This window comes from Mesorhizobium sp. WSM4310 (assembly GCF_007003935.1).
Taxonomy (GTDB): Bacteria; Pseudomonadota; Alphaproteobacteria; order Rhizobiales; family Rhizobiaceae; genus Mesorhizobium.
Genome location: NZ_VFTA01000041.1, coordinates 1 through 21,934 on the forward strand (window position 1 = coordinate 1; position 21,934 = coordinate 21,934).

16 protein-coding genes, 1 tRNA gene and 3 pseudogenes are annotated in these 21,934 nt (G+C 60.7%); 9 read left to right on the plus strand and 11 right to left on the minus strand.

The window, feature by feature from the left end; all coding sequences use genetic code 11:
• The first annotated feature begins 111 nt into the window (after positions 1–111).
• From FJV80_RS29560 to FJV80_RS29575, 4 genes are all read left to right on the plus strand, one after another.
• Positions 112–1,338 carry an alpha/beta hydrolase gene (locus FJV80_RS29560; RefSeq protein WP_142878127.1) on the plus strand — a complete coding sequence of 409 codons (1,227 nt, stop codon included), beginning with the start codon at positions 112–114 and terminating at the stop codon, positions 1,336–1,338.
• Positions 1,339–1,416: 78 nt separating this feature from the next.
• Entirely contained in the window at positions 1,417–3,249 is a 1,833-nt protein-coding gene (locus FJV80_RS29565; protein ID WP_142878144.1) for a mechanosensitive ion channel domain-containing protein, read from the plus strand.
• Positions 3,250–4,251: 1,002 nt separating this feature from the next.
• On the plus strand, positions 4,252–5,202 hold the full coding sequence (locus FJV80_RS29570; protein WP_095773183.1) for an AraC family transcriptional regulator: 951 nt from the start codon (positions 4,252–4,254) through the stop codon (positions 5,200–5,202).
• 106 nt (positions 5,203–5,308) lie between these two features.
• Positions 5,309–5,629: a hypothetical protein gene (locus FJV80_RS29575; RefSeq protein WP_095773182.1), complete on the plus strand. Its 321-nt coding sequence runs from the start codon at positions 5,309–5,311 to the stop codon at positions 5,627–5,629.
• Between the two features lie 466 nt (positions 5,630–6,095).
• On the opposite strand, the gene FJV80_RS29580 is transcribed toward FJV80_RS29575, so the two are convergent.
• Positions 6,096–7,910 (minus strand): methyl-accepting chemotaxis protein, encoded by a 1,815-nt coding sequence (locus tag FJV80_RS29580; protein ID WP_142878128.1) that lies wholly within the window; start codon positions 7,908–7,910, stop codon positions 6,096–6,098.
• Positions 7,911–8,291: 381 nt separating this feature from the next.
• Between FJV80_RS29580 and FJV80_RS29585 the strand changes: the two genes are divergently transcribed.
• The 3 genes from FJV80_RS29585 to FJV80_RS29595 all read left to right on the plus strand — a co-directional run bounded on the left by FJV80_RS29585 (position 8,292) and on the right by FJV80_RS29595 (position 10,698).
• A complete protein-coding gene (locus FJV80_RS29585; protein ID WP_095773180.1) occupies positions 8,292–9,185 on the plus strand; it encodes a D-alanyl-D-alanine carboxypeptidase family protein in 894 nt (297 codons plus the stop codon).
• A gap of 263 nt (positions 9,186–9,448) precedes the next feature.
• A complete protein-coding gene (locus FJV80_RS29590; RefSeq protein ID WP_142878129.1) occupies positions 9,449–10,366 on the plus strand; it encodes a DUF1003 domain-containing protein in 918 nt (305 codons plus the stop codon).
• A 255-nt stretch (positions 10,367–10,621) separates the two neighbouring features.
• Positions 10,622–10,698 (plus strand) — tRNA-Arg (locus FJV80_RS29595).
• A 767-nt stretch (positions 10,699–11,465) separates the two neighbouring features.
• On the opposite strand, the gene FJV80_RS29600 is transcribed toward FJV80_RS29595, so the two are convergent.
• From FJV80_RS29600 to FJV80_RS29620, 5 genes and pseudogenes are all read right to left on the minus strand, one after another.
• Positions 11,466–12,605, minus strand: a complete 1,140-nt coding sequence (locus FJV80_RS29600) for an epoxide hydrolase family protein (protein WP_142878130.1) — start codon at positions 12,603–12,605, stop codon at positions 11,466–11,468.
• A 279-nt stretch (positions 12,606–12,884) separates the two neighbouring features.
• Positions 12,885–14,315 (minus strand): pyridoxal-dependent decarboxylase, encoded by a 1,431-nt coding sequence (locus tag FJV80_RS29605; RefSeq protein WP_095773173.1) that lies wholly within the window; start codon positions 14,313–14,315, stop codon positions 12,885–12,887.
• A gap of 137 nt (positions 14,316–14,452) precedes the next feature.
• Positions 14,453–14,641: pseudogene (locus tag FJV80_RS29610) on the minus strand (NrsF family protein); the annotation flags it as partial.
• A 70-nt stretch (positions 14,642–14,711) separates the two neighbouring features.
• A pseudogene (locus FJV80_RS29615) lies at positions 14,712–14,913 on the minus strand (alpha/beta fold hydrolase); the annotation flags it as partial.
• Positions 14,914–15,024: 111 nt separating this feature from the next.
• Entirely contained in the window at positions 15,025–15,981 is a 957-nt protein-coding gene (locus tag FJV80_RS29620; protein ID WP_095790249.1) for an NmrA/HSCARG family protein, read from the minus strand.
• Between the two features lie 112 nt (positions 15,982–16,093).
• Here FJV80_RS29620 and FJV80_RS29625 point away from each other — a divergent pair, with 112 nt between their 5' ends.
• Complete coding sequence (locus FJV80_RS29625; protein WP_246689082.1) at positions 16,094–17,050, plus strand: LysR family transcriptional regulator; 957 nt, start codon at positions 16,094–16,096, stop codon at positions 17,048–17,050.
• Here the strand turns inward: FJV80_RS29625 and FJV80_RS29630 are convergent.
• Positions 17,034–17,291, minus strand: coding sequence for a hypothetical protein (locus FJV80_RS29630; protein ID WP_095773424.1), 258 nt, complete (start codon positions 17,289–17,291; stop codon positions 17,034–17,036). The two genes, FJV80_RS29625 and FJV80_RS29630, sit on opposite strands and share 17 nt — an antisense overlap.
• A 629-nt stretch (positions 17,292–17,920) precedes the next feature.
• Between FJV80_RS29630 and FJV80_RS29640 the strand changes: the two are divergent.
• A pseudogene (locus FJV80_RS29640) lies at positions 17,921–18,417 on the plus strand (SOS response-associated peptidase family protein); the annotation flags it as partial.
• Between the two features lie 154 nt (positions 18,418–18,571).
• On the opposite strand, the gene FJV80_RS29645 reads toward FJV80_RS29640, so the two are convergent.
• The 4 genes from FJV80_RS29645 to FJV80_RS29660 form a co-directional block, all read right to left on the minus strand.
• A complete protein-coding gene (locus tag FJV80_RS29645) occupies positions 18,572–18,844 on the minus strand; it encodes a helix-turn-helix transcriptional regulator (protein WP_142878131.1) in 273 nt (90 codons plus the stop codon).
• A gap of 95 nt (positions 18,845–18,939) precedes the next feature.
• The gene (locus FJV80_RS34715; protein WP_179296440.1) at positions 18,940–19,230 is read right to left on the minus strand and encodes a DUF983 domain-containing protein; all 291 of its coding nucleotides are present in this window, start codon (positions 19,228–19,230) and stop codon (positions 18,940–18,942) included.
• Positions 19,231–19,845: 615 nt separating this feature from the next.
• On the minus strand, positions 19,846–20,385 hold the full coding sequence (locus tag FJV80_RS29655; RefSeq protein ID WP_095773169.1) for an NADH-quinone oxidoreductase subunit B family protein: 540 nt from the start codon (positions 20,383–20,385) through the stop codon (positions 19,846–19,848).
• Positions 20,386–20,404: 19 nt separating this feature from the next.
• A complete protein-coding gene (locus FJV80_RS29660) occupies positions 20,405–21,922 on the minus strand; it encodes a nickel-dependent hydrogenase large subunit (protein ID WP_142878133.1) in 1,518 nt (505 codons plus the stop codon).
• Positions 21,923–21,934 lie beyond the last annotated feature (12 nt).

A 21,934-nucleotide genomic window follows, 5' to 3' on the forward strand; every position in this document is an offset into this window, starting at 1 on the left:
AGGCGATAGACACGTCCACTTGCCACCTCGGCTTCCGCTGCATCGTGCGTCCGGTGTGAGGGAAGAGTGCGGAAGCTCGGCTGGCATAACCCGCAAGGGCAAAGAAGGGCAATGGCACAGTCTAAGTGGGTGGGTAGGCAGTCCGTATGGGGTATATCAGCTCTGTTTCTCACGCTGACGGCGTGCGGAGCAGGACCAGAAGGCGTTCTGGCGCCAATCCCCGCGAATCTGGTATCGTCGGCGGCATCGGATGTAACGATGCTGGTCGCAACCAGCCGCAAGCCTTCCGGCGACCCAGCGACCCTGTTTACAGGCGAGCGCAGCCCGACGCTTTCCATGACCGATCTGACCATTTCAATTCCGCCGAAGCGGGCGCCCGGCACGGTCGAATGGCCAAAAACGCTGCCACCGAATCCCGAAAGGGACTTCGCTGTTGTTGCCGTGAAGAACCTGTCGATTCCCGAGGCTCACAAATGGCTACATTCTCACAATTCGAACGGCCATGTTCTCGTATTCGTACATGGCTTCAACAACCGCTACGAAGATTCGGTTTTTCGCTTCGCGCAGTTTGTGCATGACTCGCGAGCAAGGGTCGCGCCTATTCTTTTCACGTGGCCTTCGCGCGCCAGCGTGCTCGGCTACAACTACGACAAGGAAAGCACCAATTTCTCACGGACTGCGTTCGAGCGAACGTTGAAGGCCTTGGCGGACGACCGCAGCGTGACGGACATCACTCTCATGGCTCACTCGATGGGAACATGGCTTGCCATGGAATCGCTGAGGCAGATGGCATTGGAGGACGGGCAGGTTTCGCCCAAGATCAGGAACGTCATCCTTGCATCTCCCGACCTCGATGTGGATGTCTTTGGTCGCCAGTGGACCGAACTTGGACCGAAAAAACCGAAATTCACGATCACAGTTTCACGGGATGATCGGGCGCTTGCGGTCTCGCGTCTGATTGCAGGCAATGTCGATCGGGTTGGGCAGGCTGATCCGTCAAAGGAGCCGTACAAATCGAAGCTGGAGGCAGCCGGAATAACCGTCCTCGATTTGACCGACGTGAAGACCGACGATCGCTTGAACCACAGCAAGTTTGCCGAAAGCCCGGAAATCGTTCAGTTGTTGGGCGCACAATTGGGTTCCGGTCAAATCATGACCGACTCGCGAGTAGGCCTTGGTGACAAGCTGGGTCTGATGGTTGCCGGCACGGTCGACACTGTTGGCAACGCCGCGGCAGCGACGGTCAGTGGGACCGTTACGACGGTCGAGGGGAAAGCGGGCAAACCCCGGCCCGACGAACTGGAAACGATCCTGAAGGGCGATGCGACTACCGAATGATCCGTACTGGAGAACCGAAGCGCAGGACTTGTCGGTTACTACGGGCGAGGCGCTGAAGGGGGAGAACTCGTGGACACGATGGCGGAAACAGACGTTCCTTCGTTGATTTGGGGGTTCGAACAGCTCACCGAGCGTTTCGTTTCCGGACTGTTCGCGCGGCTTGCCGCTTTGGCCGACGTCCCCGTCGAACTTGAAAACCTGAAGGCTTCGCTCGCGGCCGGGGGGACGCCTTTGCTTGTGCTGTTGTTCGAGATTGTGTTGCTTGTTGCGCTCGTCGCGGGGGTGTTCATCCTGCTTGCCCGGCGGTTCAAGAAGACGAGCGCCACAAGGAGTGGATGGCGCAGATACTTTGCGGGTGCGACGGCTACCGTGGTGGCTCTGGTGGTCGGTTTCATCGCGGCGCGGCTGCTGGGCGGTTCTGGCGTGCCTTTGCAAACCCTTCGCCTTTGGACTGTGGCGACCGTGCTCGGCTTAATCATCCTCGCCGCCGTCAGATCACTCTTGATGGCATCGCGGCGAACCGAGTTCGCAGAGCGCTCCGTCCATCTGGCGGCGCTCGTGCGCGACCTCTCGCTTGCCATTGGCCTGGCGATCATCGCCGTTACGCTGGTCGCGACGTTGCGGCTCTTGAGCGTCGGGCCGGCCTTGGGGGATCTGCTGCGAACAGGCGTGGCAATTCCGATCTACCTTCTGTTTGCATGGGCGGTATGGCGGCACAGACGCACAATGGCAGTCGCCGTCGCCGGTCCGCGGCCCAGAAGCCGCTGGCGCACCCGTCTCGCCAAAATGTGGCCGGCAATCGTGATCGCGTTCCTGATAATCACCTTTCTCAGCACTCAGGCCGCGGTGACCCTGGGAGCATCGCTTCGTGGGTCGGCCGTTCTGCTGACCGCGTTGATGTTTCTCGCCGCGCCGCATGTCGACGCAATGATCGGGAACTGGGCGCAGCGCGGCTTGGAGTCACCTGACATCTCGATCCTGGCAGCGGCAGGGCGACAGACCGCCCGCTTCACCGTCGTGGCTATAATTGTTGCCATGCTGGGAACGCTATGGGCGACACCGCTGGCTGCCGGGTTCGGCATAGATCTCCGAGAGGTCGCCAAGGGCGCATCCGGGGTGGCGCTGATCATGTTGGGGGCGGCGTTTCTTTGGAATGTAGTAGGAGTAGGGACGGCTCGTGCCTTGCGCGCGGAGTTGCCCGCCGTAGGGGGTGACGAGGAGGTGCAGGGTGCGCCGCGTTCACGGCTGGGCACGCTGGTGCCGCTGCTCAACGCGGTCGGCAAATCGAGCATTCTGGCCTTGGCGCTGCTCTCGATCCTGGTGACGATCGGGATCAATGTCTGGCCGCTGATCGCCGGCATGAGTGTGTTCGGGCTGGCCATCGGCTTCGGCTCGCAGACGCTGGTGAAGGACCTGGTCTCCGGGCTGTTCTTCCTGATCGACGATGCATTCCGCTTCGGCGAATATATCGAAACGTCAGGCGCGAAAGGAACCGTGGAAAAAATCTCGGTCAGGTCGGTTTCCCTGCGCCATCAGCGCGGTGCCTTGGCGACAATCCCCTATGGCTCGATTGGCAAGATTCAGAATTTCAGCCGCGACTGGATGATCGAGAAACTGACCTTTCGCGTTGCATTCAACACCGATGTCGACAAAGTTCGCAAGATTTTCAAGAAGATCGGCCAGGATATTTCGGCCAACCCGGAACTTGCTGCAGATCTGCTCGAGCCGTTCAAAAGCCAGGGAATTGCCGAGGTTGAGGACGGCACGCTGGTCATCCGGGCTAAATTCAAGGCGAAAGCGGGCAGAAACTTCATGATCCGCCGTGCCGTTTTGATCGCCGTGCAGCAGGCATTTCAGGAAAACGGCATTCAGGCCGTCCCAAAGCCACTAACATCTAATCCCCCAGGCTAAAGCCGCGGTTTGCGATGTGCATGGTAAGATTGGCGGGCTTGATATGGGAAGTGCCGACACGCATCGGATCAGGATTGGCTTTCAATACGCGTCTTAGCCGCGCCAGGGCAGACGGCCGGGCTGTAGGGCTATGGCGCTTCCGGTTCGCCGCACCGCTTGATCGACATCGCACCATAGTCGATCTCGGCGCCGAAGGCCTGCTCGACCACGTTCAGATCGGCGCAGACCATGCCCTCATGCTTTCCGCATAGCCGGTTGCGCCGAGAGCTTCAATCGCAAGATTAAGGGAGCTCGCCGGGGTATCTCACCAGCCGCAGCCTGCCTCATGAACACGTTCGCGTTCGCCACGCCTTCGTGGCTCGCGATGCTACGAGCTCGTCGAGCGGTATGATCTGTGCGGCCCGGACAAGTAGAAGCAAGCGGCATGATTGACGGGCAATGCCTCCAGGCTGGCGATGAGTTCGGGCGGCAGGCTACCGGTCTGCACTTGGTCGCTAGCGAAAAGGCCGTAGTTTAGGGGCGAGGCATTGGCCGTTTTCATGCAGGCTCCCTGATGTGCGATGTAGCTCGGACTGCCTCCCAGCAAGCGACGCGCTTACACCACTGGCTTGTATTCTGCTTGCCTGCACTGACGCGGATGATCTCATCCACGCGCTTTGCACGTTTCTCCCAACCTTTGCTGCAAGTGCGCTGGTAAGCCCTGATTATTCCAGATCGACAGCAGATCGATGTCCCTGCCCATCTCTAGTCTAGGCTTGCCATGGCCATCGCGTATGTCGCGATCTGTGCCCAGTAGCCGCGGAATTCTGCCTCTCAGTTTCGCATCGGCAACGTTTTTCGCGCCGATTGATTTGGCGCAATTTAAGCATAAGCTATCCCTAATATAACTGCGTTGCTATCCGCTTTGAGCAAAGGATCAGGTTCTTGACCTCGTGGCCTTCATCGCCTTCGCACAGGGATGTGCAGCTTGGCCCGGACCAACTTGGAAGCGCAGCCTCGGGAATGCTGGTGAAAATTGACCAGCTTTCGGCCGGCGGGGCACCCTCACGCATCCGACAAATTCAATCTCATGGCAAGTGGGCGCTTGACCTGGCCAACTTCAATTGCACCGTACATGCCAATGGCGGACTGGATAGCGACTCAGTGGTCGTATTGGCCGTGGAGCGCGCCTGCGGATCGACAATCTGCCGCATTCCACTTGAGGACGGCATGGTCGTCACAATCCCCGCTGGCACGATGATAACCGCAACTATCCAGCCCGGTCTTAGTTATGCGGCCTCCGTGATTCCGACCGCCCTCTGGGCTGAAATTCAGGCGCTTGCCGTGGGAATGTTCGCGGCCCAGGTCGCCGATCATCCGAAGGCCGTCAGGCTCTCAATCAACCAAGCACGAATTCTCCGGAACCAGGTGGAGGCGACTGCGAACAATCTCGTGGCAGCCGCTGGCGATTCAATTCAACTGGAGCAGCCCCCCGATGCATTCCTGGAATATTTGGGAGCGCTGGGTGGGGCTCGGGCTATTGCAGATGGTCGTGCACTCGCGATCGATCATTCTCCACGTCGATATCTCCGCCAAGCCTGGACGGCTGAGGATTTCATCCGCGTCCACATTCGAGAAGACCTACCGATCGTTCGGTTGTGCAGGGAAGTCGGCGTGAGTCGTCGTCAACTGGAGTACGCATTTCGTGCGACATTCGCGGCAAGTCCATTGGAATTCATACGCACTCTCCGCCTAAACGAAGCCAGACGGCAACTGACGACTGCACGTGCCAATGGCCTGAATGTCACGAAGGTTGCGATGGATGTTGGGATTACCCACCTTGGACGTTTCGCGACGAGCTATCGGCAACTGTTTGGTGAATCCCCCAAGGAAACATTCCTTCGTGCGGGAATATCGTGGCCGCGCCTGAAGTCGGCCGATGCAACGGATTGCCAGCCTGCCCCGATCGAATAGTGCTGTGCCATCACGGACCGATAATCAGTTTTATCGGAGTTGCGCAATTCGGATAGCGGCGGGGGCACTCGAAAGGTAGTTTCCCTCCCTCTTGGGAGGATTAACAATGAAAAAAATTGTCTTGAAGCTAACCAGCGCTGCCGGGGTTGCCGCAATAATGTTTGTCGGCCTGCTCGATCCGGTTGCGCCGTTCTCCCCCTTCGTCGGCTACGCTCAAGCAAGAGTGGGGCATCCGCTCACGCCTGGCAGCGCCGCCGGGGTCGCCAGACGTACCACACGCCGAGTGATCCGCCGTTCAACTGTCTACGTGACGAAGCTGCCTGCGGCCTGTGCGAAGACCTCGGTCAATGGCATCCTGCTATGGCACTGCGGCGCCGCCTACTATCAGCCCTCCGGCGGACGTTATGTCGTCGTCTCCGTACATTAGCTGAGATGCGACACTGTGCGAATGCTGGAGGCCCGGCTTGGGCGCGGCATATCGTTTCCACCTTTCTTCTCTGGCGACCGTGGTCGCGTCGTTGATGTGCCCAACTGGATTTTGACCGGCGAACTCGCCGATATCCGCGCAGCATGCGGCGAACTCTGGTTTTAACAAGCGCCATCTGCCAGGCCCGGCTGACGTACGCGGGACCCGGGGTGTCGGCCATTTCCATAGAAACTGGTTGTTGCGCCACCGTGGCTGCATCGGCCACCAGGGCATTTCGCATCAGCTCGCCTCACTCTCCCTCTCGTGGGGAGGGTCGGCGAGCGGTCGAAGCGAAGCGAAGATCGTTCGACGGGGGGGGGTGGGGCCGGCCTCCCCCACCCCGATCCGCTATGCGGATCGACGTGCCGGGGCGAGTCACGAGTCTCGCCCGTCCTTCGGACCCCCACAAGGGGGAGGGTAAGCAGAGCTACTGCCGCTTGTATTCCCGCACCGGCGATTTCGTCCCGTCGGTGTAGGTGACCTGCACCGACATCGATTTCACGCTGTCGGCGACCTTGAAATAGCCCTTGGCGTCGTAGGGGATGGCGTAGGGGTCCTTCTTGTCGCAAGGCGGTATCTCGAGCGAATTGTCAAGCGCGGCACCGTTCAGGCTGTAATGCACCTCCTTGATGGCGCAGCGGTAGGACAGCATCTGGGTGAAATAGACCAGCCCGTGATTGCCGCCGGAGTCGAAAGCGATCCACGACGTCCAGAACTGGTCGAGGATCTGCTTGTCGCCTTGCTGCAGGGCGGCATCCGGATCGAAGCGTATGTCGAACGGACCGGTCTCGCGGCCCCTGATGTCGAGATATTTTATGCCGATCGTGGTCGCCGCCGTGCTGTCGGGCAATTCGAAGCTCGGATTGGCCATCGGCTTGCCGGTGCTCTGGTCCTTCATCGCCAGGAAGCCGGTGTCGGTGAACGGGCCGCTGTCGCCGAGACGCCAGGAAATCGCGGTCGCCGGTTCGGGCAGCGAAATGGTCATCGACCAGCCCTGGTTGGAGCGCATCGGCGTCAGCGAAGGCGCGAAGCGCGCGGGGTCGAGCACGTTGCCAAGTGCTGCCAGCCGGCTGCGGCTGCGCTCCAGCCAGTCGGCGAGCTGCGTCTGGTCGACGAAATATTTGAGCAGCCCGCCATCCTTCTCGTAGGACACGAACTTGGTCAGCGCCTGGGCCTCGCTGCGCTTGTCGGTCAGCGTCTGGCTGCCGAGGCGGTCTTCCGAAAACTCCTGCGCCTTGAGGAAATAGGCCGGCGCATAGTCGGGATTGGCCGTGACGAAGGCGTTGAGCTTGTCCAGCCGCTGTGCGTCCTCGAACTGCAAAATATGCACCAGCTTGATCGACAGCGCCTTGCCCTTGTCGGCCAGCTGCCCGAACACTTCGCGGGCGCCCGCCTTGCCGTCCTGCACCCGAAGCAGCGTCGCAAAGCGCGTATAGGGGTCGATGGCGTCGACATCGAAGCCGGCAAAGGCGAGGTAGGAGCGCCGGGCGTTGAGCATGTCCCCCGACAATTCATAGACGCGGGCATTGTGGTAGAACTCGTCCGGCCGCTTCGGCTCGGCGATCGCCCCGCCCTGCGCCGCCAACCGGGCAAACCCCTTGGCTATGGTGTCGATCGAGGCGGCGATCTGCTCGGTGGTCGCCTGCAGCTTTTCGGCCTGGACCTGCTGCTGTTGCTGGCCGGCGACGAGCGTGTCGGTGGTCTGCTTGACCGCCTCGACGGTCTTCTGCGTCTGCGCGCCCTGCTGCGTCTGCTGCTGCTGGGTGGACGCGATCTGGTCGGTCTTCCGGGCAACCGTGTCGGTCGATTTCTTGACCTCTTCGACGGACTTTTGCGTCTGCGTTACCGTCTGCTCGATCCTGGCCACCTTTTCGGAGACGATGCCCATCGACTGCTGCAATTGCGCGATCGCCGGCACCAGGCCGGCCATCACCCCGTTCTGCGAATTGGTCTCCTGCTGCACCGCATAGACGCCGCCGGCAACCGCCGCCGCGCTGGTGGCGAACAACAGCGCCGGCAGCGCCTTGGCCGCCAGCACCAGCTTGAGCACGATGGCAATGGCGATGATGGCCGCCGCGATGGCCGCGACCAGCGCGATATAGGCGGCGAACGGCGCCAGCGGATTGAGCACGTCGCCAACGGCGCCGCTGATGAAAGCGACGCTGCCGGCCCATTTGCCGGTGCGGCTGAGCGATGCCTTGATAAGCGAGGGCGCTGCGCCCCCGGCCCCGATGTTCGTCATGCCACCCCCCAAAGCCAGCCAATGCCACGCCCCTTCCCACAGGAAACGCGGTTTTGGCAAGGAAAGACACAGAAACAGGCGTTTTCGCGGCGGCTTGAAAACCTGGGTTCCTCGCCCCCGCCAGAGGCGGGGGAGAGGTGGCTCGGCGGGGGCGCGCCCCCCCCGGAGAGGGGGCTGCGCCGACCTCGCCAGTTAGCGATCTGGCTGCGATGCCGCGCCTACGAATTCCCCTCTCCGGCCGCTTCGCGGCCTTCTGGGGCGAGGAAGCCGGTCGGGCTCGACAATCCTGGGACTAACAGCCATTAACCAAATGGACGCATCCAGCGCGTTACGTTAGCTTCGCCTCATCTCAGCAACAGCATCGCCAGAACAGTCCCGCCCTTGTCCAAATTGCGTCCCTTCCCGCTTCTCCAGAGAGTTTTCATCGCCCTTGGCCTGTTGCTGATGGTCGCCGGCTGCTCGACCACGACCCCGCCGGACCAGGTGCTGGCCGTGCCTGCACCGCCGCAGAAATATGCCGCCATCGTCGTCGACGTCAGGACCGGCAAGCAGATGTTCGAGGTCAACTCGACGGCGCAGCGCTATCCGGCCTCGCTGACCAAGATGATGACGCTCTACCTCCTGTTCGAGGCGATGGAGTCCGGCCGCGTGACCAAGCAAACGCAGATCCCCGTCTCCGACCACGCCGCCTCGCAGCCGCCGACCAAGATGCGCTTCCGGCGCGGCGAAACGATCGACGTCGATTCCGCCATCCGCGCCATCGTCGTCAAATCCGCCAATGACGTAGCGGTGGCGGTCGGCGAATATCTCGGCGGGACGGAGGACCAGTTCGCCGCCATGATGACATCAAAGGCGCGCGCGCTCGGCATGACCAGCACCACCTTCCGCAACGCGTCCGGCCTGCCCGACGACGGCCAGATGACGACAGCCCGCGACATGGCGGTGCTCGGCATGGCGCTGCGCCAGCGCTTCCCCCAGCATTTCCACTATTTCTCCGAAAGCGATTTCATGTTCCGCGGCAGGCTGGTGCGCGGCCACAACGACATGCTCGGCCGCGTGCGCGGCGTCGACGGCATCAAGACCGGTTACATCAGGGCCTCCGGCTTCAACATCGTCACCTCCTACAATGCCGATGGCCGCCAGCTGATCGTGGTGGTGATGGGCGCCGACTCAGCCCGCCAGCGCAACGACCATGTCGAGGCGCTGATCCAGCGCAGCCTGTCGCCGACCACGGCCGACAGCAAGACCAGGCTGATGTTCGCCGAACAGCAATAACAAGAGCGCAGCCTCCCCCTCACTTCGTCATCCACGGGTCTGCGCCGCGTCGCTGCGCTCCTTGCTCTGCCCGTGGACGACGACATTGGAGGAGACCTCGCCCAACCCCCAACAGTCAAAAAGACCCGCAGCCGGCTATTGTTATCCGACTGTCACGCAATCGTCTGGAAGCCATGGCATAGGCAGCGCAATCCGGCAGTGGATATGCCCCGTCGCCTCGGCGTATCCTCAGATACAGCAGCGCCACAGCAGGAGCCCGCACCATGAGCACCGTTCCCAAGGCACCCGAGCAGCAGGCGGCGGACACCGAGAACGACAGCGGCGGCGAATATTTCGAGGCGCCGATCACGCCGGAAGACCTGCACGAGGGCTCGGAAGAGCATTTCGACACGCCCGAAGTGCCGGATTCCGAACCGACCGGCCTGGGTGCGTCGCGCATAAAGCCGAAAAAGAAGCCGTCGGCGATCTCGGGCCGCAAATTCCACAAGCGCGACCTGGTGCGCATCGACACGCTGCGCCCGAGCCTGGCCGACCGCATCCGCTCCGACCATCCGGACCTGCCCAGGGGCGCCCGCATCAGCCGCGAGGAGCTTGGCCGCTACCGCATGCGCTACATGGAGGAGCTGCTGCAGCAGGAGCACGGCGAATTTTCCGAACTCGACCGCCAGGTGGTGGAATCGATCGCCCGGCAGGACACCATTTCCGAAAACTCGGAAGAAGAGTTCGAGGAGCACCGCACCTTCCCCGACCGCGTTTCCGACAACATGGCCGCCTTCGGCGGCAGCTGGTGGTTCCTGATCTCGTTTGCCGCCGTGCTCTTGGTCTGGATCGGCGTCAATCTGTTCGAGGGCATCGGCGGCGCCTTCGACCCCTATCCCTTCATCCTGCTCAACCTCTTGCTCTCCTGCATCGCCGCCATCCAGGCGCCGGTCATCATGATGAGCCAGAAGCGCCAGGAGGTGAAAGACCGCCTGCGCTCCTTCAATGAATACCGCGTCAACCTCAAGGCCGAGCTCGAAGTGCGCCACCTGCACGAAAAACTCGACTACCTCATCTCCCGCCAATGGACGCGCCTGGCCGAGATGCAGCAGATGCAGCTCGACGCGATGAACGAGCTTGCCGGTACGAAGAAGGTGAAGCGGGCGGTGCGCGGCAGGCGGGTGGTGAAGGGCGAGGCGTGATCCGCGAAGCGGACGAAAAGCCAATTGCTTGGCTTTTCGAATGCCGAACGGTGAAGACCCGGTCCGCCGTTGGGCGGCTCAAAAGGTCCAGTGAACCTTTTGAAGGGGCTGAACGCCCCATAAGGGCACGGAGCCTGCGAAGGGCCGGCCGCGCGCGCACAATCGCCAATTGCCCGTTGAAGCCCGCGCCGGCTTCCGCTAAGAAGCCGTGACTTGCCGGTTCACCGGCTGGTTCGTTTTCCGACCCGCCGGGAAGCACCCGTAGCTCAGCTGGATAGAGCGCTGCCCTCCGAAGGCAGAGGTCACAGGTTCGAATCCTGTCGGGTGCGCCAGTTTCAACATAAATATCAAATAGTTACCCGATCATGATTTTCGCAAGTGCCCTCGCGTTTTTTGCGCGGAAGCACTACGGAAGCACAAGAGATCGGACCAATTTCGACGCACCCTCCTGTGGAAAAAATGCCATGGAACTCTGCTCGACGATGACGCGGTGACCGAAGGCTGCCCATTTCGGGGGGATAGGATCTATCGGCTCATGAGATTGGCTTGCTTGATTATGGCAGCGCGAGAGTGCTGCCGCCTTTCCCCACATTCGGAGACCCCGCGATATTTTCCGTGACGAATCTGGGTCAGTGCTGCAAAGACCGGTGGAAACGGAAAGTCTGACCCGAAGCCGACGTACGTTTTCCAGACGCGAACGACGGCTTCGCGCCTCATCTCGGTCGCGAAGGCCGGCGTTGCGATTTCCCGAAAGCGGACATGGCGGCGATTGCGTTATAGGTCGCGATTGCGCCAAAAAGCGGTATTCAAGAGAGTTTGCTTTCTACAGGACGAATGCGAGTAAGAACTCGACCAAGAGCCCTTTGCAGCGCCACAGTTCCACCATAACCTGTCGCATGCGCCACGCCTGCCGTCGCGGCGTATAGATGGCGTTACGGGTTAGTTAACGCAGGTCTTGGCGCTGTAGATTGGTAGCAGGCCAAGACGGTCGATCGCCCTTCACAGCTGGCCTGCGCCGATGCGGTCTTGACGACGCAGGGCATTGAAGCCCTGCGCCGACAGCGCCCGCCCCCCGCTTCGGAAACGGAGATCTCCACCTTTAGGAGCGCGCTGCCGACACCGTCGCGATAAAGGCGCGCAGGTCGGCCAGCATCAGTTCCGGCTCTTCCAGCGCGGCGAAATGCCCGCCCCGCGGCATGTCGGTCCAATGCACGGTATTGTAGGTCTTCTCCGCGAACGAGCGCGGCGGCGGCAAGAACACCGGATCGGGAAAGGCCGCAACGCCGGTCGGCACCTGGATGCGGGTGCCGGCCGGAAGCATCCGCGACTCCTCAAGCCGGCTGCCGTAGTAGATCCAGGTTGCAGTCACGAACGATGCGGGCGCGATGTAGAGCATGATGTTAGTGAGGAGTTCCTCCTCGGAAAACTTGCTCCAGATGTCGGGGTCGCCATCGGCGGTTGTCGGAAGATCGGCCCACTTGCCGAACTTTTCGAGTATCCAGCCCGCCGCTCCGACCGGGCTGTCGGCCATCGCGACGCCGAGCGTTTGCGGACGGGTTGCTTGCTCGTGAAAGTAGGCGCTCTCCCGATCGGCAATCGCGGCCCGCTTGGCGGCGAAGGACTTCTCCTCGTCGGTCGTCGGAGCGGCATCCTCCGCATGCACGGTCATCATGTTGATATGGATGCCGAGCAGAGCGTCCGGTCGATCATGCGCTGCCCAGACCGCGAGGGCGTGGCCCCAATCGCCCCCTTGAATGAAATACCGCGCGTCGCCGAACAGTTGGATCATCAGCCCATGCACGAGCGCAGCAGCCCGCCGCGGGCCGATCGGGCCCGTGATCGGGTTGGAGAACGCGAAGCCAGGAAGCGAGGGGACGACAACATCGTGCCCGTCCGCTGCGAGCGGCTCCAAGAGCCGCTCGAATTCGAGATACGAGCCCGGCCAGCCGTGGAGAAGCAGGATGGGCGGCTTGGAGCCGTCGCCCTTCACATGAACGAAGTGGAGGTGCTCGCCTTCCACGTCGGCCGTGAAGTTGGGGAGTGCGTTGAGCCGCCGTTCGACCGCACGCCAGTCGTAGCTGTCCCGCCAATAAGCGGCGAGCCGCTTGAGGTCATCAACCCTGACCCCCGCCGACCAGCCTCCCGCATCCGGCAGCTGGCTCCAGTCATAAGCCTCGACCTTGGCTCTGATCGTGGCGAGCCGTTCGTCAGGGATGTTGATCGTGTAGGGTGAAATCATGATGTTCTCCGCTTAAGCTGGGATGCGGTTCGATGGAAAGGGCGTCCACCGATCTGCTTCGAGAATTGGTATCCAGGCATGGCAAACGACAATCACGAACCCAGCAACAATTCCGCAGCGGCCTGATTGCCACACAATTCCTCATGCTCTCCACTTCAGGGAGACAGACGGAGGAGACGGACGCACCTCCGCAGCTTCGCGATCACATGGTAATTTCAATCAGCCCATCGAACGTCGCTCGTCCGGTAGACAACGGCCATGGCGAGCCTCGTCGGCCCTTCACGAAAATTCCGGAACGAGCGCGGCTGCCGCTTTTTGCATCGCGCCCCAGACCGCCTCGGTATCGTGTGCATCCGTCGATATCGTGCCGACCGATACACGAACCATCCAATGCCCGGCCGCGATGGCGGGCGTGACATAGGCTTGGCCCGACGCATTCACCGCATTCGCCCATGCGCGCGTGAAATCATCGAGACGATGGGACGGCACAGACTTCGGACGATACACAAGACATACGGTTTGCAGAACGACGGGTGCGACGACCTCCCAATCCGGTGTTGCTTCGACTTTCGAGCGGAGATCTTGGGCCAGGCCGATGTCTCGCCGCAACCTGGCTTGTAGCCCGGAGACCCCCTGCTCCCGTATGGCGAACCACAGTTTCAACGCCCTGAATCTTCGCCCGAGGGGAATACCGGTGTTGCGCAGATTGCGCACCTTCTCGTCGGCCTGGGATTGGAGGAAGCTTGGATCAGCAGACATAACCCGAAGCAGGTGAGGCTCATCACGCACGAAATAGAGCGAGCAGTCAAAAGGCACGCCGAGCCATTTGTGCGCGTTGATGACTACGCTGTCTGCCTCTTCGATGCCTTCCCACATCCATCGCAGCTCCGGCAGGATCATCGCATTTCCGGCCATGGCAGCGTCGATGTGGAGCCACAGACCGTGTCTGCGCGCTATGTCGGCGATCTTGGATACCGGATCAATGGACACGGTAGCGGTCCCGCCCACGGCCGCGACGATCGCACAAGGGGTGAATCCGGAGCGGATATCCGCATCGATGGCATCCTGGAGCGCCGCTGGATGCATTGCAAAATTGACGTCGACATCGACCATGCGGACATTCTCACGACCGAAGCCTGCCAGCAGCGCCGCTTTTTCCACCGACGAGTGAGCGCTTGTCGATGTGTAGATCGTCAATGGCTTAAGTTCCGCTTGCAGGCCTTGGCGAGCAAGCGAAAACCCCGTTGTTTTCTCCCGGGCACACAGCAGGGCGACCAAGGTGCTTGTCGATGCCGTGTCGTTGATAACGCCGAACCAGGCGGAAGACAGGCCAACCATTTGCCGGAACCAGTCTAACGTGACCTCCTCAATCTCCGTTACAGCGGGCGATGACTGCCAGGACAGACCCAGCACCCCCAGTCCGCCGCTCACCAGGTCGCCCAGGATACCTGAGCCAAGCGAGTTTGAGGGAAAGTAGCCGAAAAAGCGCGGGTGCTGCCAATGCGAGATATTCGGAAGAACGACCGAATCGAGATCGGCGATGATCTGATCGAAACCCTCAGCTTCCACCGGCGGGACGGCCGGAAGCATCGCTTTCACGTCGCCCGGCCGTGTCGCAGGTTGGACCGGGTAGTCGGATATCTTCGCATGATAGTCCGCGAGCCAGTCGATGATTTCGTGACCTCGTTGTCGGAATTCCTCGGGCGTCATTTAGACCTCTATGGTTGTTTACTTCGGAGTTGGCTGGATGTTCCAAGCTATGGGAGAACGTGTCTCGAATGGCAATCAGTGAAACGAGGCCGCGCCGGATAGGGGGCAGAACACTGTGATGCCACCAATTCAAAGATCTACCACCGCGGTAGTTTATGGCCGGCCAGAGCGCCAATTCCTGTAGCAACGGATATGGCGATCGGATACCAGAGGAGGACGAAGAGCGGGCTGTCGTCGTTGCAATTTGCGGCATAGAACGTCGCCGCTATCCCGGCTTACGCTAGGCCCGCTGCGGCCCCCGCAATTCCCGGCCGAGCCGGCGCTCCATTGCCGAAGGGCCACAAGAAACGCTTGCTGATGACGGCGTTCACAGTGGCTTCGACGAAGGCCGAAGGTATACGACTGCCCGAAGCCCGGTAGGTCCGGGCAGATTACGGTGAGCGACGGAGCCAGCCGATCTGCCACCTGCCGCCATGGCATGTGTGTCCGCGGATAACCGTGGAGGAGAAGGACGGGCGGCCCCGCCCGCCCGTGCCGTCCTCAGCCGGATCTGACCGCGTGATGTTTGGATGGTTGTGAGCTCGAAGCCTGTGAACATCGAGTACGTTTTTCGGGATTTTCAGATGGATCTGTGTTCGAAATCCCTCTTGCCGATAATGGTTCCGGCGCTCGACGTGCGAGTAAACGAGCGGCGAGCGACCGAGGTTCACTAGCTGAGACCGAACGCCCTTTTTTCGCCGTCCCAACCGGTCTTGATCAGGAACTGCTCCCAGGTGAGACTGGAGGGATTGATCCGCCTGCTCCACGAGAGATCCCGGTCTTTCCGGAAATATCCGTATTCGACCGCGTATTCCGCCATGCCGATGTTTTCTCGAACGAGCTCGGGATTTTCCCCGAACTCCGGAAAATGACGAACCAGCTCATCAGGGGTGTAGGCTGATGCATACACAGCCTTCCGGCCCGTGACGCGCTTGAAGGTCTCGATCATCTCGGCCGGTGATAGAACGTCCCCGATGATCGGTAGCGTTTGCCCGGCATAGATGTCGGGATGGTCGAAGATTTCCAGAACGGCTGGCCCTGTCGCCGTCAGCGGATCGACGAAGGGTGCTCGGAAATGCTCCGGCAGATAGATCGGAAAGACGAGCGTGTCGCCCTCCTTACGCGGCGTATAATATTCGAGAAGGTTCGTGTAGAAGAACGCGAGCTCGACGAATGAGCTGCGAACAGGAAGACCCTGGATATAAGTCCCGACGCGCGCCTTGTCCGTGAAATGCGGCGCGAACTTCGAACCTCCGGTGATCTCATCGACGTTTTCCAGGGTGCTGAAGACGATGTGCTCGACACCTGCCTCGACCGCGGCATCTGCGAGATCCCTACCGATATCGAACTCGTAGGTTTCCGGCGGGGCGACGACTGGAGTCATCAGGAAGGCGCCCTGCGCTCCCCGAAACGCTTTCACAAAATCGCTCCTGTGGTTGATCGCAAGCGGCACGGCGATGAGCTCAGCGCCCTGCTCGGCCAGCTTGAGGGCCGCAGGCGAGTCTGGACGACTTGTCAGCGCACGAACGTGATACCGTCCACTCCCCAACAACGACTCCGTCACGCTCCGGCCCTGCTTGCTCAGGCTGCCTGCGACGACAATGGTAGGCTTTTGATCGATCGACATGTGTATCTCCATCACTTTTCTGGAGCAGCGCAGCACGGCACTCCCTGGAGATTAAATCGCACCCTGTAGACCATATGTGAAATCGATTGATTTATGCGCTAGTATCCATGCCATGGATATGAAGCGTATCGACCTCAACCTACTCGTCAGTCTCGAAGCTCTGCTTGTCGAGCGCAACGTCACAAGGGCCGCAGCCCGGCTACATATGAGCCAGCCGGCGCTCAGCGCCCAACTGAACCGCCTTCGCGACCTGTTCAAGGATCCCCTGCTCGTGCCGGCGCATCGTGGCATGGTGCCGACCGCCAAGGCCCTGGAGCTGATCAGACCGCTCAGAGCTTCCCTGGATCAGCTCCGCGGAACCCTCCAGGGCCATGACAGCTTTTCCCCCGCGACAGCCGAGCTAACCATCTCGATCGCCTGCACCGACTACGTCGAGGCTGTGGTGGTGGCGCCTCTGATCGTGGCGCTGCGCGACAAGGCGCCCAAAATACGGGTTGCGGTGCACCGCTTGGCCCCGGCAAAGTTAACGCAGCAACTGGCGGATGGCGATGTCGACCTGGCCATCGCCACGCCAGACACCGGGAAAGCTTACCTGAGGACCTGGCACCTGTTTGAGGAGAGCTATATCCTTATCGGCCGTCCCGGCCACCCACGTATCAATGAAGGGGCGACCGCAGCGGGGTTTGCCGCGCTTGAACAGGTGATAGTCTCGCCTTCTGGAGGCGGATTTACGACCCCCGTCGACGCCACCCTGGAGGCCCTCGGTCACTCCCGCGCCATTGTCGCGTCCGCTGCCTCATTCCTTGTTGTTCCGAGCATTGTCGCCAGCAGCGAGCTCGTTGCACTGGTGCCGCGCCGCCTGATGCGCGACCGTTTAGCTGAAGTCGCGTGGATAGACGTCCCTTGGCTTTCGGAGCGGTTTCAAGTGGAGCTCATTTGGCACGAGCGCACTCACGCGCATCAGGGACAGCAATGGATCCGCGAGCAGATCCATCTCGCCTCCCGCGGACCCACGCCATTTCGAGCGAAAGACAGATGTCTCGGGTATTCGTTCAACGGCACTCCCTGACTGGAAACATGTCTTCACCGTAGTGATGGAGCCGGGTGTGATGGCGGCGGCACAACCATCGGACCGTCAACGGCTCCTCGTATTGATCGTGATGGGCGTCGACGGCTTCGACACCGCAAACTTCACAAGTTTGCCTATCAATCTCGCCTGCCTTTAGGGCTCGCTGAACCGCGAGATGGGCTTCGTATTTGCCGGGATTGGCCCGTCGCCAGTTGGCCTGGCGGGTGTCCGTCTTCAGCATGTTTCGCTCCGCTTGATAGGCTGTGATCGTTAGATAGCACGCTTTCAGCACGTGCGGCCAAGAGCGGGTTTATTATTCGATCCTACGGCGCCGCGCATAGTCGGAGTGCGCCAGGTCCATTCGTGCCGAGTTCCTTACGAAGGGGTGCCGATGTCGTTTAGCGGTCGGGTTCCAGCCCGGAACACCCTCTACGCAGACTGACGGCAATGCCAAACGGCGGAGCACCTCTAACGGGCACGCAGCGTTCTACAGGCAAGCCAAACGGCAGCTAATCGTCAAATCCGAACAGAAGCGGACGGTCTGGAAACGGCCCCAAACACGCTATTCGATCGTCGCCTGAGCGGGGGGGGGGCGCTCGATGACACGGGAGGTTTTTTGCAGCACCAGCGGTTTTGAGAAGCCGGTGCGAGTGGCGCTCGGTCGGTCGTGGAACACCGTCTAAACCGTGGACCGGGTAGCTCAGGCAGCGGATCAAACAGACCCGCGCCGCTCGGAAGGCCTTTGTTGCGGCTGCAAAGGAGGCGGATATTCTGGTTGAGCGAGACCCGTGGGGTTGATCACCCGCCGCTTTCCATGGCGCCTTCGCTTGCCCTAATATCAACAGAGGTCGCCCAAGTCTGGAGCCGTCCATGTGCAACGATTACGAGCAGCATATTATTTTATTTGGGCTGAGTATTGCCGGATGATGGCGTCGCTGGCGCTCAAAGTCCCCCACCCACCAAACCGAACTCGATTTGCCTCAGGTGGACGACGTCCGCATTAATGACCCGGCACCAATAATGCGCGCCGCTGATGACACGATCGAGCTGCATCGATGACGTTCGGATTCGCGCCGGCCGGACCAAAAGGCGGGCCTGTGTTCAACTTCCGGTCCGAAGGGCGGCAATTCGGGAACAGCAAACGCTGCCTCGTTCCTGCGTCCGCGTTCTTCGAATTCACAGGGACGAAGTATCCGAAGGCGAAACATCGCTTCACGCTCAACGGCTGTCCATTCATGGCCGTCGCTGGGCTTTGGCGCGAAGCTGTCGGCAACAAGCCGGCCACCTTTACCATGCTGACGACCGATCCCGGGCCGGACGTCGCGCCGTACCACAATCGACAGGTCGTGGTGCTTCAGCCTGAGAATTGAGTATCTAAAACCGACCAGCTACCAGTTGGCTCCTGATGTTCTGTATATCGTCGCTTCATGGGTCCAATGGATGATACGTGTTCATCTTTCCTGCTTCACGGTTGAAACCCGCCGATTGATCGGTACCGGCCTTCCGACGCCGTCGAGGCAATCAATGTGTCCGGCCTGCCAGGCCGACAGGATGCGCCAGGCGCACGCCTCGGCCTCCGCCGCCACTGCGCTCATGATCGCCAATCAGCTCGATCCCTGCTGCTCTGAGGGCGATTACGACGTTCTTCTGCATGTCGAACGCGCCTGGTAGATCGCTCTCGCCGGCCTCCATTCGTTGGATGGCTGACAGCGAGATGCCGGCAGGCTCAGCCAGGCTTTTCTGGTCAATTCCAAGCAGTGCCCGGGCTGCGCGAATCTGCGAAGCGCTAATCACATTTTGGTCTCCAGACTACGGCTGCTTCGTATTGAAACAGTCATCGACCAACGCGACGGCGTATGGAAAAACGGCGTTTGTGATCAGTAGAGTGTTCATCCCGGCTCGTCGTTTTTAAGCCGCGAAAACCAGAACGCGCTGATCAAAGCGCCTTTTACGCGAGGTAACAAAAGCAGTATCAGCGCCACAATAATAAGAGAGATCAATACCATTGTGACGGCGAAGTATGACAGAAGAAGCCCTTGGAACAAGAAATACAAGGGGGCTGCAAAGACGCCCGCAATGAGGATAGTGAACCAAGGCGCCGCGTCATCAGATTCTATGTCACCAAAGCGTTCTCCACAAACTGCGCAACGCTCCACCTGCTTCAGGTAGGTGCGATACAATTTCCCCTGACCACAATTAGGGCATCGGCCCACCAAGCCTCGTGAAAGGGCGGCTGGCAGGGTCGGTCGTGCAAATCTACCGCTTCCTTTGCCCATTAATGATAATGTATAATACATGACACTCAATGTTTCAACACCTATATATCCACTGTCTGACATGATGCTGCATGGGTCCAGCGTCAGCTTGCGGCTGCTGCGCCATCAGATGGACACGGTCTGACCATGCACGCCTGTTGCGGACTGTCATTTCAGATGATCGGCCAACTCATAAGGCCCACTTGGACGCCTGAGCGTTCGCACTGAAGCCTGCCGCCGCTATCTCGTCGACGATTCACGGCGGAGGGCATGGGTTCCGTGAGGAACAGCGGAAGCTATCTGCCGGCGGTTGATGGTTCCTGGCCGCTTGGCTGACCCGGTCCAGCGCGCTCAACACTTCCGGATCTCGGCCTGCTCCCTTGCAATTTGCGGCAGCCCTTCGACCAAGTCGCCCTGCTTCTGCTTCACGCTACGATCGTTCAAGGCTCCGTTTTCACATCGAAACCTAGGCAGTCGGGAGGCCTTTTAGGTCTGGAGGCTTTTGCTACCTAGTGGCGGAAAAGCCCTCCACATCGATAGTCAATTTCGGGCAACACCGGCCTTTGAATTCACTCCCTCAAGCAAGGCGAGCAGGCCTTTCAGAATTTCGATGGGCGGTGGCGGGCAGCCTGGAATGTGCAGATCGACAGGCAACGCCTCCGACACGCCGCGCACCACGGCGTAACTGCCGGCGAAACAGCCGCCATTCTGGGCGCAATCGCCGAGCGCGACCACCCATTTGGGGTTGGGAGTTGCGTCGTAGGTCCGCTTCAATGCCTCACGCATGTTTCTGGTCACCGGCCCAGTGACAAGCAGGACATCGGCATGGCGCGGCGATGCGACGAACCGGATCCCAAAACGCTCGATATCGTAGAAAGCGTTGTTGAGCGCGTGCATCTCGAGTTCGCAACCGTTGCAGGAACCGGCATCGACTGCCCGGATCGACAGGCTTCGCCCCAATCTTCTGTGAGCAACCCCATTGAGGGCGCGTGCGAGCTCGTCAACCGCCGCGTCGCTCACTCGCGGCGGACGCTCGGTCAGCGGCGGGCGTATCAGGCTTTCGAAGAGGAGCTTGCGCATGATGGCTTGCCTTGGACCCTTAGAGGTCGTGTCCTGAATACGAGCAGTTGAACGATTTGTTGCATAGTGGGAAGTCGGCGACGATGTTGCCTTCGATGGCCGCTTCCAGCAGCGGCCATTGAAACCATGACGGATCACGCAGGTGACAGCGCTCGACCAGGCCGCTTTTACCAATGCGCAGCCAGGCCAGAATGTCGCCCCGGAAACCCTCGACGAGCGCCATGCCTTCATGCGGGCCGCCTGTCTGTGCCAAGTCGACGCGGATCGGTCCACCCGGCAGCTGTCGCAGGATTTGCTCGACCAGGGACAAGCTCTGCTCGACCTCGTGAATGCGAATCCAGACACGGGCGTTCACGTCGCCTTCCTGGAGGAGAGGCACATTGAAGTTGAGCGCGTCATAGGGAGGATAGGCCAGACTGCGTCGCGCATCAAAGTCCCGACCGGAGGCCCGGCCGACATACCCTCCGGCACGATATTGTCGAGCGAGTTCCACCTTCAGCCGCCCAGTTGCGACTGTCCGATCCTGTAGCGACGCGGTGTTGTCGTAGAGTTCTACAAGCGCCGGAAACCGCTGCCTGATCTCTGCGATCAGAGACCAGATCGCTGTCGTCCCCTCGTCGTTCAGGTAGGTCGCCACTCCTCCAGGCACGACGCGGTCGCGCATCAAACGATGGCCGAAGGCAGCATCGCTTGCCCGCAATACGCGCTCGCGCAGGACGCCGCAGTGGGCATGCATGAGTGCGAAGGCGGCGTCGTTGCAGATGGCGCCGATGTCGCCCAGATGGTTGGCCAGACGCTCCAACTCGGCCATGAGCGCTCGCAGCCAGACCGCGCGCGCAGGAACCTCGATACCAAGGGCCGCTTCGACCGCGCGGGAAAAAGCAAGGGAGTATGCCACGGTACTGTCGCCAGAGGTTCTGCCCGCCAGCTTGGCAGCATGGTCGATATCGGACCCCGCCATCAAGCCTTCTATGCCCTTGTGCGTATACCCTAGGCGTTCCTCCAGCCGGACGACCGTTTCGCCGCTGGCTGTAAATCGAAAATGCCCTGGCTCGATGATGCCGGCATGCACGGGCCCGACTGGGATCTGATGCAGGCTTTCCCCCTCGGCAGGCAGGAATTGGTAGGGGGGCGCCGTCGCAACAGAGGTCCGGACGTGGGCACTCAACGGAAAGCTGATGCCCCAGTAGCCATGATCAAGCCACCGTCGCGTATCGGGCGCGCCTTGTGGCAAGAGCCCGAACAGGTCCGCGGCCGCACGTTCAAGGCGCAATGCGGGCGGATGCAGCAGGCCGACCGATGGGTAGCGTCCATCCGGACATAGCAGGCTGACAACGCCGATGTTCCCGACAGCCTCGTCGAGTAGTGCCATGTGGACGGTGCCTGGTTCGCCCCAAAGACCGAGCAAGCTCAAGTGACCCTCAGCCAGTTGCTCGACGGCAAAGCTCCATTTTTTCGAAGTCACCACTGCGCGCGACCACGGGAAATGGTTGTCGACACACTTGCCAGCAAGGATGAGGTCGGTCAGTGCGGGCATGTCATTTCTCCC